Raw genomic sequence first — 12,069 nt, forward strand, 5'->3', positions numbered from 1 at the left:
GGGATTACCTCATGCAGGAATTTTGGCTTTACGTAACGTACAATCATTGGCGGTGTGCGCAGTGTTGTTTCGGCAAAGCGCGGCAGCTTGCTGTTGGCAGGCAGCGCTTTTGCTGCTGACAGCAAAGCTGATTTATGCCTAGTTACGGGGAGGCGATAGCGTGGGACGTATAGAATGGACAAGTATGCATTTTTCTCATGAGCTCAGGCTTAGGTGTTTGGCAGTTGCGTGAATGCAAGTTGCTGAATATGCTGCCAGCGCTGGTCATGCCGCAGGTTTTCTAGGCGCTGATGGGGCTGGTGAAGTGAGCTTTAGAGAAAAGTCTCCTTTAAAGTAAAATTATTTTTATTAATATAAGTTGTTGACAGACCCTGGGAATGAGTTATAATATAAGCGATATAATAGTGCTTTATAAAAGGTCAAGGGAGCGCTGTTAAAATTTCATATTGGAGGAGATGATATTGTGAGCAAGCATTTATCAACTTCCGTGAGGGTGCCTATTGAAGCGGATAATCCCAGTATTGTCCGTAATGAGTCATTGTGCATCAAATGCGGTCAGTGCAGGAATGTCTGCACAAGTCCTGTTGGTGTGTTGGGAACCTATGCACTGGAGCAGACCGGAGACAGAGCTATCTGTATTCACTGCGGTCAGTGTGCTAATGTCTGCCCTGTTGGCAGCATCACCGAGGTATATGAATATCCAGAGGTTAAGGCTGCCGTGCAGGATAAGGACAAAATCGTCATTGTCAGTACGTCACCTTCTGTACGCGTGGCTTTGGGCGAGGAATTCGGCATGCCTAAGGGGGCGTTCGTGCAGGGGAAGATGGTTGCGCTTTTGCGTGCTCTGGGCGTTGATTATGTGCTGGATACGAACTTTGCGGCTGATTTAACAATTGTTGAGGAAGCAAGCGAGCTTCTTGCCCGTATTAAAGGTGAAACTGACAAGCCGCTGCCGCAGTTTACAAGCTGCTGTCCGGCGTGGGTGAAGTTTGCAGAAACCTATTACCCTGAGCTCCTGCCGCATGTTTCTACAGCTAAAAGTCCGATAGGGATGCAGGGACCGACGATTAAAACCTATTTCGCACAGAAAATGGGCATTGATCCGAGGAAGATTGTTAATGTCGCCTTAACTCCCTGCACGGCGAAAAAATTTGAGATTCGCCGTGAGGAAATGAACGCTGCCGGGCAGAAGTTGGGTATAGCTGAATTGCGGGATATGGATAATGTCATCACGACGAGGGAGCTGGCACTGTGGGCGAAGGAAGCAGGCATTGATTTTACCAGCCTGGAGGACAGCGATTTTGATAAATTTATGGGCGAGGCCTCTGGTGCAGGTGTTATTTTTGGCAATACAGGCGGCGTGATGGAGGCAGCTCTCAGGACTGCTTATGCTTATCTTACGGGTGAGCAGCCACCTAAGGAAATACTCAAGCTCGAGCCAGTGCGTGGTTATGATGGATTGCGTGAGGCCAGCGTGGAGATAGCAGGCAGGGTTATCAATGTAGCAGTGGTTCACGGAACGGAAAATGTCCGAAAGCTCATAGCTGGTGGCATTGAAAAATATCATTTTATAGAGGTTATGACCTGTCCTGGCGGCTGTATTGGCGGCGGCGGGCAGCCCAAGGATTTTGCTTATGATGCTGACGCAGCACGCAAGGCACGTATCGAGGGTCTTTATGAGCGGGACGCAGAGATGGAGTTGCATCTGTCTCACGAAAATAAAGAAATTCAGCAGCTTTACCAGGAGTTTTATGATACGCCCTTGAGTGACATGGCTGAAGCAATGTTGCATACTGCTTATCAGGACCGCAGCGCAGATTTAACAAAAGGAGCGAAAAAGAAAATGATGAAGTGGAAATGTTTAATTTGTGGTTATATCTATGAAGGCGAGGAGCTGCCAGCTGATTTTGTCTGCCCAATCTGTAAGCAGGGTGCAGATAAGTTTGTAAAAATCGAGGATACTCCTGGCGACAAGGCAAAGAATCCTTATGCTGGCACAAAGTCGGAGAAGAATCTGTTAGAGGCCTTTGCTGGCGAGTCTATGGCTCGTAATAAGTATACTTATTTTGCTAAAGTAGCGCAGGAAGCAGGCTTTGAGCAGATTGCTGCTTTGTTCTTGCAGACAGCAGAGAACGAAAAGGAGCATGCACAGCTATGGTTTAAGGCTTTGGGCGAGCTTGGCGATACTGCGGCAAATCTGCTGCACGCTGCTGAGGGAGAGAACCACGAATGGACGGATATGTATGTGCGTATGGCCCAAGAGGCAGATGCCGAAGGCTTCTATGAGCTGGCAGAGCAGTTCCGTGGCGTAGCAGCTATTGAGAAGCGTCATGAGGAGCGTTATCGTGCGTTGCTGCACAACGTAGAGGCACAGCAGGTATTTGCTAAGAGCGAGGTAAGAATTTGGGAGTGTCGCAAGTGCGGACATATCGTTGTAGGTACGAAGGCTCCGGAGGTTTGCCCGATTTGTAAAAACCCGCAGGCTTATTTTGAAATTCATACGATAAATTATTAAGAGCGGATGTTAGCTCGGTTTCTTCTGAGCTGCCGGAATTTCCCCTGATGCTTGCTATGAAGCTGGCGTCAGGGGATTTTTAGGTTCTATAAATAAGTGTTGGAATTGTAGTAAAATATTATCGACCAAAACAACATAATCTACAAAGGAGACCAGACACTCTATGCTTTACAACAATTATACACAAAATAACCCGTTTTCTACCAGAATTTGAGCATTTGGAAGATACTCTTTTTGAAGCCCTTTTCCGCTGGGATTACCTCATGCAGGAATTTTGGCTTTACATAACGTACAATCATTGGCGGTGTGCGCAGCGTTGTTTCGGCAAAGCGCGGCAGCTTGCTGCTGGCAGGCAGCTGCAGGCTGCGTACCTTGTCCTTGCTGTTGACGAAGCGGGCGCTGGCAGCGCCGGTCTGGCCGTTGACAACGATGACGAAGCGTTCGCCGGCGCTGTTGTCGGTATAGTCAACATAATAAATCGGCAACATGATGTCAGCTGAATGCTTGCGGAGATTGCGTGCCCATTTTTCAATCTTAACATTTTGTAAGCCGTAATTTTCGCTGAGCCTGTTGCAAAGCTGCTCGTTGATCATGCGGTCAAGATATTTTTGTACCGGGAAAAGATTGCTGCGGGTGGTGATATGCACGTCACCCTCCAAAAATACAGGGTCGAAGGGGGCGAATTCATCAAAGTTCCAGGGAGCAACCATATCGACGGCGTTTTCGTCAAAGACATAGGTTTGCGGATATACCCAGTTTAAAACCTCCTGATAAATTTCGCAGTCACCCTTGTTGCTGGAGATTTGCGCTTTGACGCGCAGGTCTGCCAGCGTATAGGGAGTATAGAAGGCGGTAAATTTTTCCTTAATGGCCTTTTCCGCACCCTTAAAGGACATCGGCTCGCGCTTCATCAGCAGCTGCGCTCTGCCGAAGGCTTGCTCCTTAGTGAGCTTGAAGGGCAGGGCGATGGATGGGTAGCTGCGGGAGCCTGCGCCTATGAGCTGGTCCTTGTTGTAGCCGCCGGCCTTCAGCTCCTCCTGCGTCAGACGGTGACCGCAGTATTCGCAGGTAAAAATAGTCTGCGTGGATTCGCCGGTAACATCGGCACCGCAGAGCGGGCAGGGCAGCTTGATGGTGTGGCTTTCTTCGTAAACCTTGGTGCTGAGGGCGCTGAAAACGCCCAGCTTATCTTCGATGCTTTGGGTGTTGTTTTTGAGCATCTCCGGCAAGGGCTCCATGAAGTATACGTGTCCCAGCTTCACCAGTCCGTTGATAACCTCTACAGGCTTATGGCGATACTTGATTTCGCTATCAAGAATATTTTCGCTGTTCGGCCAAGGCTCCTTGTTGCCGCAGAAGGAGCAGATGAAGCTGGTGCTGGCAGCGTCGGAATACATGGTGCCGCCGCATTTTTCGCATTGTATAGCACAACATTCGTCGTTTTCTTTAAACATAGGAACATCTCCCTTCCTTATCTTGCCTTCATTATAGCGCAAAAAGAGTGTCAGCGCCCCACCCGAAAGGGGAATTTTGGGTAGGTTGGGGTGAAATATTATCCTTGGATGATAATTTTCGGATTACAGGAAAAATTTATACAGATTTTCAATATTCAGATATTTCTTGAAATATATTGAGAGTTATTAGCGGACAGCTTGTTTTTCAAACCGTATAAGTACTGTTTTGCTTTATATAAGCCTGAGGATGAAGTGCAGCAAGTTATATTATTATCGGCCTTTTTATTTAAAGTTTTCCTCCCTTCCTACTCTAAATCAGCCTTTCGGGTGGGGACAAGCTGCTAAAAATACGCTATGCTATCATCAGAAGAATAGCAAAAGGCGGTGAGCAGCATGCGCAAACAAAAAAGCAATAAGCTGAGAATTATTCATCTGCTGTTATTGGCAGCGCTTCTGCTGCTGACAGCAAAGCTGATTTATGCCCAGGTGCGGGGAGGCGATAGCATGGGACGTATAGAATGGACGGGTATGCAATTATACAGAAACGGCTCGAATTATGATTATAGCTATAATTATGCGCTGCGTTTGGACGCTAAAAGCGGGCAGATGCTCTATGACTGCAGCTTTAAGGCTCCGGCAAATCTCAATGACGAAATCTGGCGCTGTGAGCTGGAGAGCGTGCCTGTGACGCGTGAGGAGCTTGTGCCTCTTGATGCGCTTATCCAAGGACTGCCGCTGGCACCGCCCAAGGAACCTGAGCCGGTAGATGATGATTTGCTTGTCTGTGATGAAACCATGGAGATTTTTGATGTGTGTATCGCCAACTATAAGGATAGAAGCGTCAAGAAGCTGACGGCGCCTTTGAGCGGGGAGCAAAGAGCGGAGCTGCAAAAGCAGTTTCTGCAGCTTTACCTGAAGGCTAAGGACAGAGCTCCGCTTCGCAATTAAGCCTTAACAAAGGCGGTGAACGGTATGCACAGTAAATTATGGAAAATCACCAAAATACTGCTAGCGGTGCTTGTACTGCTGACAGTTAATATAGGTTGTGCGCCGGTACAAGGAGAAGATAAGATGACACACGTAGAATGGTCCACTTTTTATATGAGCCGGAACCATCAGTTCCGCACCCTGTGCTACAGGTTTGAGGCTAATTATGATCCTTTTAAGAAAGGGCAGGGTACCTTCAGCTGCTTTTTTGTCGATAAAAAGGGCGAAAATTGCCTGCTGTCGTCGGCAGAGGTGACAAGTGAGGATTTGGCAGAGCTGGATGCTTTTATCCAAAAGCTGCCGCTTACGGAGCAGGAGCAAAAGCAGACGGATATGCTGTTTGCGCACGATGCGACGACCACGGAGTTTTATATTACTCTTGGCAGCTATAAAAATAAAAACAGACGCAAGGTAAGGCCACAGCTAAGCAGTATGCAGCAGGATGAGGCAATGGATATTTTAAAAAGGCTGTATGTTAAGGTGAGCAAGCGAGAAGGGAAATAGCGCCAGATACTTGGAGTTTAGAGAACCGCCGTGAGGCGGTTCTTTTTGTGTTTATGTGTATGGATGCTATACGAAGAGAAAGGCTTTCCTTGGGGAGAGCTGTCACCTGTAGGGCGACTGAGAGGGGTTGGGGTTATGTATATGTCTTATTTTGCTGTAACCCATCTCCGTCATTGCTGCGCGATGCCACCTCTCCCTAAGGAGAGTCCTTATTGTTTTGCTGTCTAATATTTTAAAAGCTGCTTTTTCCTAAAAATATCCCCGCAAGCACTGCCGAAGTGCCTTACTCAGTGTACTTTGCTCAGTAAATGTGTTATAATAAAACAGGTTATTTGTAAAAATAAAACGAGTTTTTATAGGATGGTGAAAAAATGAAAGTTTCTGCTGAAGACGTAAAGCATATCGCACAGCTTTCCCGTTTGACTGTTCCTGCTTCCGAAATGGAAGTATTCACCGAGCAGTTCAACCAGATTCTTAACTATGCCGACATTCTTGAAAAAATTGATACCGCAGGTATCGAACCTACCCCGTATGTACTGCCGGTAAGCAACGTACTGCGTGAGGACGTTGTCAAAGAAGGCGTATCCCACGAGGAAGCATTGAAGAACGCTCCTGCTGTTCACAATGACGGCTTTAAGGTACCGCGCGTAATCGAATAAGAAGGAGGCAAACGCTGTGGATTTGTATAAACTTACTGCGCACGAGCTGCATGAAAAGCTCGTCAACAAAGAAGTAAGCTCCGTCGAATTAACTAACGCTGTTATTGCGCGTGTCGACGCAGTTGAAGACCAGGTTAACTCTTATGTAACCCTGGATAAAGAAAACGCTCTGGCACAGGCTGCCAAGGTTGATGCTAAGATTGCCGCAGGCGAGAAAATCGCTCCGCTGGCAGGTATTCCGGGCGCAATCAAAGATAATATCTCTACTAAAGGCCTGCGCACTACCTGTTCCTCCAAAATGCTGGAGAACTTCATTCCCGTATATGACGCACATGTTATCAAAAACCTGCGCGCTGATGAAACCATTTTCTTGGGCAAAACCAACCTGGATGAATTTGCTATGGGCTCTACCACCAAAACCTCTCATTTCGGTGTAACCCACAACCCATGGAACCTGGACCGCGTTCCCGGCGGCTCCTCCGGCGGCAGCGCTGCTGCTATCGCTGCAGGCGAAGCTATCTGGACTCTGGGCTCCGATACCGGCGGCTCTATCCGTCAGCCGGCATCCTTCAACGGCTGCGTTGGTATTAAACCGACCTACGGCCGTGTATCCCGTTATGGCTGCGTAGCATTCGCATCCTCTCTGGACCAGATCGGACCTATCACTAAAGACGTAACCGACGCTGCTCTGGTACTCAACACTATCTGCGGTAAGGACGAGATGGACTCCACCTCTCTTGACGTAGAGGTTCCCGACTTCACCAAAGCACTGGTAAATGACGTTAAAGGCCTGCGCATCGGTCTGCCGAAGGAATACTTCGGTGAAGGCGTTGATGCTAAGGTTAAGGCTGAAATCATGAAGGCCGTTGAAAAATATAAAGAGCTGGGCGCTGAAATCGTTGAGGTTTCCCTGCCGCATACCGAATATGCTGTAATCACCTATTACATCATTGCTCCGGCTGAAGCTTCCGCTAACCTGGCACGCTTCGACGGTGTTCGCTACGGTTACCGCAATGTAGATGCAACCTCCGCACCGGAAATGACCACTATGAGCCGCACCGAAGGCTTCGGCCAGGAAGTACGCCGCCGTATTATGCTGGGCACCTACGTACTGAGCAGCGGTTACTATGATGCATACTACAACAAGGCTATGCAGGTTCGTACCCTTATCCGCCGCGACTTTGAAGCTGCGTTTGAAAAATGCGACGTGCTGTTGACCCCGACCTCTCCGGTTCCTGCTTACGGCATCAACGACGAGATGGATCCGCTGACCATGTACATGTTGGACGTAACCACTATTCCGGTAAATATGGCCGGTCTGCCGGGTATTTCCATTCCTTGCGGCTTTGCTGATGACGGCATGCCTATCGGTATGCAGCTGATCGGCAAGGTTCTGGACGAAGCAACCATTCTGCGTGCTGCTTATACCTTTGAACAGGCAACCGAATATCATAAAGTATTCGCACCGCTGGGAGGTAACAAATAATGACTAAATATATTACCGTTATCGGCCTGGAAGTTCATGCCGAGCTGAAAACCAAAACTAAAGCATTCTGCAGCTGCTCCACTGCCTTCGGCAGCCTGCCTAACACCCATGTATGCCCGGTTTGCCTGGGTATGCCCGGTGCACTGCCTGTGCTGAACAAGCAGGTTGTTGATTTCGCTATCAAGGCTGGCCTGGCGCTGAACTGCGATATCCAGAAATACAACAAATTCGACCGTAAAAACTACTTCTATCCTGACCTGTCCAAGAACTATCAGATTTCCCAATTTGATAAACCTATCTGCCTGGGCGGTCATATCGACATCGTTGTTGACGGCGAGCATAAACGCATCGGCGTTACCCGTATCCACATGGAAGAGGATGCAGGCAAGCTGAACCACAGCGGCGCAACCATCAGCACCTCCGATTCCTCTGCAGTTGACTACAACCGTGCAGGCGTACCGCTGATTGAGATTGTATCCGAGCCGGATATGCGCAGTGCTGCCGAAGCTCGTGCTTACATGGAAAACTTGAAAGCAATTCTGGAATATACCGATGTCTGCGACTGCAAAATGCAGGAAGGCAGCCTGCGCTGCGACGCTAACATCTCCATCATGCCCGAAGGCGCTAAGGAATTCGGTACCCGTGCCGAAATCAAAAATCTGAACTCCTTCCGTGCTCTGGAGCGCGCTATCAACTATGAAGTTGAGCGCCAAAAAGAGGTTCTGGAAGATGGCGGCCACGTTGTTCAGGAAACCCGTACCTGGGATGAAGCTAACGGCGTAACCCTGTCCATGCGTTCTAAGGAAGAAGCACATGACTATCGTTACTTCCCTGAGCCTGACCTCGTTCCGGTACAGCTGGACGATGCCTGGATTGAGCGTATCCGTGAAACTCTGCCGGAGCTGCCGGCTCAACGTCAGGCACGCCTGATGAGCGAGCATGGTCTGCCGGAATATGACGCTTCCCAGATCGTTTCCACCAAGGCTATGGCTGAATACTTTGATGAAGCAGTTAAGACCGCTAAGGACAGTAAAGCAGTTTCTAACTGGCTGCTGGGCGATGTTTCTGCTTACATGAACAATGAAGGCATTACCATTGCCGATTTCAAGGTAACCCCTGCACATTTGGCAGAGCTAGTTAACCTGATTAAAGACGGAGTGCTGTCCAGCAAGCTGGCTAAAAAGGTATTTGCCGAAATGCTCAAAGAGGACGAAGCTCCGAAGGCTCTCGTTAAGAAGCTCGGTCTGGAGCAGGTTAGTGATGAAGGCGCTATCCTTAAGCTGGTTGAAGAAACCATTGCTGAGAACCCGCAATCCGTTGCTGACTACAAGGCTGGTAAGGATAAAGCTATCGGCTTCCTCGTTGGCCAGATTATGAAAAAATCTCGCGGCAAGGCTAACCCGGGCATGGTTACCAAAATGCTCAAAGAAAAAATGCAATAAGGCACGCCTGTCCATAAAGCACCACCTGCTTCGCTGAGTGCGAACCTGATGTGTATAATGGCATGAGCTGTATGCGTAATTTTAAGGCTCCCCGTCTGAACGGCAACGTTCAGGAGGGGGAGCCTTTTTGGGTGCCGGCACGATGAGTTCCTCAAAAATTTACACATAGCTTGCGCAAACGCTGTATAATATTTATGTAAAGCAAATGAGGAGGTTTTTGTTATGACTATGAAAAAAATCAACGCCTTTGAGCAAGGCGAAGCAATTTTAAAGACTCTGTCCAAGGGTGCCTTTCTTACTACTGCTGCCGACGGCAAGCAGAACACGATGACAATCGGCTGGGGCAGCCTGGGCTTTAAGTGGGGACAGCCGACCTTCACCGTTATGGTGCGCCAAAGCCGTTATACCAAGGAGCTGATTGACGCTAATCCGGAATTTACCGTCAGCTTCCCGGTAAAAGAAGGCTTTGCCCAAGCACTCGGTCTGTGCGGCAGCAAGTCCGGCCGTGATCTGGACAAGTTTGCAGCTGCAGGCTTAACTACGAAAGCAGGCGAGACCGTCAGCGTTCCTGTTATTAAGGGCTGCGGCCTGCATCTGGAATGCAAAATTGTAGAACACTACACCATGGCGGAGGACAAGTTCGACAAGGAGCTGTGCGAAAAATGGTATGCCAACAAGGACTGGCACACATGCTATACCGGTATCATTACTGCCGCTTATGTAGAGGAATAACAGGCGAAGAACTGTAACAAACGCAAAAACAGCTGCCGCTTAGCGGCAGCTGTTTTTAGTAGTGCGCGTCAACGTGCGTTGCCGCGTAAAAAGTGGTCGGTAATTATTCTTGCTGCTTCTTCGTCCGTCATATCGGCAGCAATATCGTCGCTTTGGTTAAAAATGCTCATGGCTACACCGAAGAAAACAAACTTAGTGGTAATCTCCGGCACGGTATCCTCCTTCAGCAGGTTGTCCTGCATTGCCTTAGTAATCAGCTGAGCTAAAATATCATATTCATCATGCAGGATTTTGTGATAGCGCAGGATGCGTTCAATCGTTTCCTCACTCAATTTTACAGAATTATAGCGGGGAACAACCTTAAAGCCGTCACCGTCAGAATTAACTCTGCAGCCATTGGTGCCGCCGAGCATTTCAAAGCAGATAATCTGCCACAGAGTACTGTTGGCAACGTAAAAATGCACCATTACCTCAAAATATTTTTTGAGCTTTTCCTCAAAGCTGTCTACGCTGTTGACAGCCTGGTGCAGCTTTTCTAAAAAAGGTGCATTTTTATCGGCAACCAGCTTGTAGAAAAGGTGCTCTTTATTGCCGAAATATTTATAGACAGTTCCTTTGCCTACGTCAGCTAGGGCTATTATTTCATCGAGCGTAGCCTTTTCATAGCCATGCTGCGAAAAAACTTCTTCCGCTGCCTGCAAAATCCTTATATCCTTAGGTAATGACGTGTCTATTGCCACTATGAAACCTCCAACTATCCTAAATAGGAATTTTTTTCGTACATTTATTACATTTATTATACCTTTTTATGCGGATAATTGCTAGTGAAGTTTACATGTTTTATCAGCCGGAATTTTACTTTTCGTGACAAAATAAAAAACCCGCTCGCCGCGGGCGTTTTTATTTCGCGTAACTGCTGTCCGGCCCCTCAGCCGTCAGTGCTTTGTGCTTTTAGCATTTCCAAAAGTCCCCTCAATTGGCCGCTTCCACGAACCACCTTCTCTGTTTTTACGGTGGTGATGCGTTACGCGATTAAGCACTATTTTATTTACGGATTCTCTTACACTAATGTATTGTATCTGCAGTGATCGGAGAAACAAAAAACAACAACGGAAACAGACAGCTTGCGCTGTTCCAACTCCGTTGTTGTTTATGGTGAAATTATACAACCAATGTCCATGGTTGTAAACAATTTTTTTGTAAAGAGCGTTAAATTTTTCCTGAGCCTGTTGCTACTGCAACAAAAGTTACAGTTTTAAAGCATTTTCAGAATTAAAAGTCAAACTTTTGACCTGTCAGCAGTTCATATGCTTCGATGTATTTGCCGATGGTTTTGTCGATAACATCCTGCGGCAGCTCGTAACCTGCATCCGGGTTAGCACTCAGCCAATCGCGGACAAACTGTTTGTCATAGGATGGCTGGCCTTGGCCAACTTTGTAGCCTTCCAGCGGCCAGAAGCGGGAGCAGTCCGGGGTAATCATTTCGTCACCCAGTACAACCTCGCCGTTCTCGTCCAGACCAAATTCAAATTTGGTATCGGCAATGATGATGCCGCGCTCCAGAGCATAAGCAGCACATTTTTTGTAGATAGCGATAGTGTAGTCACGCAGCTTCAGAGCATATTCTTTGCCACGGCCCGGATACAGTTTTTCCAGGATTTCGATGCTTTGCTCTACGCTGATGTTTTCGTCATGGTCACCGATTTCAGCTTTGGTGCTGGGGGTGAAGATAGGCTCAGCCAGCTTTTGGGATTCCTGCAGGCCTTCGGGCAGCTTAATGCCGCAGATTTCGCCGGTTTTCTTGTAGCTGTCCCAACCGCTGCCGGTGATGTAGCCGCGAACGATGCATTCGATAGGCAGCATGTTCAGCTTTTTGCATTTCATGCTGTTGCCTGTGAATTCGGGTTTCTGGAAGAATTCGGGCATATCTTTGGTATCAACGGAAATCATATGGTTAGGAACAATGTCTTTAGTCAGATCGAACCAGAATTTGGAGATCTGAGTCAGCACAGTGCCTTTTTTCACAATCATGTTTTTCAGAATATGGTCAAATGCGGAAATACGGTCAGTGGCAACCATAATAATGCTGTCACCAACATCATACATCTCACGAACCTTGCCGGATTTAAACGGTTTGTACTCTTGCATTTTAATGCCTCCTAAAAATTTCTCAACAAGTAAATGCAGGCTCAGTGCCGGAATTTCTTGTCAGTGTTAAGTTTGTTATATTTTATGGTAATATCATAGCACAGTCCAACGAAAAAGTCGAACGTTTTTCGTGTTTTAACAA

At 47.7% G+C, this 12,069-nt stretch carries 10 protein-coding genes; 7 read left to right on the plus strand and 3 right to left on the minus strand.

Annotated elements, in window-relative coordinates; all coding sequences use genetic code 11:
• Positions 1-463: 463 nt before the first annotated feature.
• Positions 464-2,515 (plus strand): rubrerythrin, encoded by a 2,052-nt coding sequence (gene rbr, locus HMPREF9443_RS11130; RefSeq protein WP_040565074.1) that lies wholly within the window; start codon positions 464-466, stop codon positions 2,513-2,515.
• Between the two features lie 200 nt (positions 2,516-2,715).
• On the opposite strand, the gene HMPREF9443_RS05180 is transcribed toward rbr, so the two are convergent.
• The gene (locus HMPREF9443_RS05180; RefSeq protein ID WP_040565075.1) at positions 2,716-3,969 is read right to left on the minus strand and encodes a TFIIB-type zinc ribbon-containing protein; all 1,254 of its coding nucleotides are present in this window, start codon (positions 3,967-3,969) and stop codon (positions 2,716-2,718) included.
• A 393-nt stretch (positions 3,970-4,362) separates the two neighbouring features.
• On the opposite strand from HMPREF9443_RS05180, the gene HMPREF9443_RS05185 reads away from it, so the two are divergent.
• From HMPREF9443_RS05185 to HMPREF9443_RS05210, 6 genes are all read left to right on the plus strand, one after another.
• Positions 4,363-4,917, plus strand: coding sequence for a hypothetical protein (locus HMPREF9443_RS05185; RefSeq protein WP_009145479.1), 555 nt, complete (start codon positions 4,363-4,365; stop codon positions 4,915-4,917).
• A 24-nt stretch (positions 4,918-4,941) separates the two neighbouring features.
• On the plus strand, positions 4,942-5,460 hold the full coding sequence (locus tag HMPREF9443_RS05190) for a hypothetical protein (RefSeq protein WP_009145480.1): 519 nt from the start codon (positions 4,942-4,944) through the stop codon (positions 5,458-5,460).
• A gap of 371 nt (positions 5,461-5,831) precedes the next feature.
• On the plus strand, positions 5,832-6,119 hold the full coding sequence (gene gatC / locus HMPREF9443_RS05195) for an Asp-tRNA(Asn)/Glu-tRNA(Gln) amidotransferase subunit GatC (RefSeq protein WP_009145481.1): 288 nt from the start codon (positions 5,832-5,834) through the stop codon (positions 6,117-6,119).
• A gap of 16 nt (positions 6,120-6,135) precedes the next feature.
• A complete protein-coding gene (gene gatA / locus HMPREF9443_RS05200; RefSeq protein WP_009145482.1) occupies positions 6,136-7,605 on the plus strand; it encodes an Asp-tRNA(Asn)/Glu-tRNA(Gln) amidotransferase subunit GatA in 1,470 nt (489 codons plus the stop codon).
• Positions 7,605-9,047, plus strand: coding sequence for an Asp-tRNA(Asn)/Glu-tRNA(Gln) amidotransferase subunit GatB (gatB, locus tag HMPREF9443_RS05205; protein ID WP_009145483.1), 1,443 nt, complete (start codon positions 7,605-7,607; stop codon positions 9,045-9,047). Before gatA ends, gatB begins: the two co-directional genes overlap by 1 nt.
• A gap of 222 nt (positions 9,048-9,269) precedes the next feature.
• Complete coding sequence (locus tag HMPREF9443_RS05210; RefSeq protein ID WP_009145484.1) at positions 9,270-9,779, plus strand: flavin reductase family protein; 510 nt, start codon at positions 9,270-9,272, stop codon at positions 9,777-9,779.
• 68 nt (positions 9,780-9,847) lie between these two features.
• Here HMPREF9443_RS05210 and HMPREF9443_RS10330 read toward each other — a convergent pair whose 3' ends face one another.
• Entirely contained in the window at positions 9,848-10,519 is a 672-nt protein-coding gene (locus HMPREF9443_RS10330; protein WP_009145485.1) for a TetR/AcrR family transcriptional regulator, read from the minus strand.
• A 532-nt stretch (positions 10,520-11,051) separates the two neighbouring features.
• Positions 11,052-11,927 carry a phosphoribosylaminoimidazolesuccinocarboxamide synthase gene (locus HMPREF9443_RS05220; protein WP_009145487.1) on the minus strand — a complete coding sequence of 292 codons (876 nt, stop codon included), beginning with the start codon at positions 11,925-11,927 and terminating at the stop codon, positions 11,052-11,054.
• Positions 11,928-12,069 lie beyond the last annotated feature (142 nt).

Source organism: Phascolarctobacterium succinatutens YIT 12067 (assembly GCF_000188175.1).
In the GTDB taxonomy this organism is placed as follows: domain Bacteria; phylum Bacillota; class Negativicutes; order Acidaminococcales; family Acidaminococcaceae; genus Phascolarctobacterium_A; species Phascolarctobacterium_A succinatutens.

Bases quoted from the DNA above. Each gene is read 5' to 3' on its own strand.
- gatB (WP_009145483.1), top strand. From the start codon at position 7,605: ATGACTAAATATATTACCGTTATCGGCCTGGAAGTTCATGCCGAGCTG.
- HMPREF9443_RS05185 (WP_009145479.1), top strand. From the start codon at position 4,363: ATGCGCAAACAAAAAAGCAATAAGCTGAGAATTATTCATCTGCTGTTA.
- HMPREF9443_RS05220 (WP_009145487.1), bottom strand. From the start codon at position 11,927: ATGCAAGAGTACAAACCGTTTAAATCCGGCAAGGTTCGTGAGATGTAT.
- gatC (WP_009145481.1), top strand. From the start codon at position 5,832: ATGAAAGTTTCTGCTGAAGACGTAAAGCATATCGCACAGCTTTCCCGT.
- HMPREF9443_RS05180 (WP_040565075.1), bottom strand. From the start codon at position 3,969: ATGTTTAAAGAAAACGACGAATGTTGTGCTATACAATGCGAAAAATGC.
- HMPREF9443_RS05210 (WP_009145484.1), top strand. From the start codon at position 9,270: ATGACTATGAAAAAAATCAACGCCTTTGAGCAAGGCGAAGCAATTTTA.
- HMPREF9443_RS05190 (WP_009145480.1), top strand. From the start codon at position 4,942: ATGCACAGTAAATTATGGAAAATCACCAAAATACTGCTAGCGGTGCTT.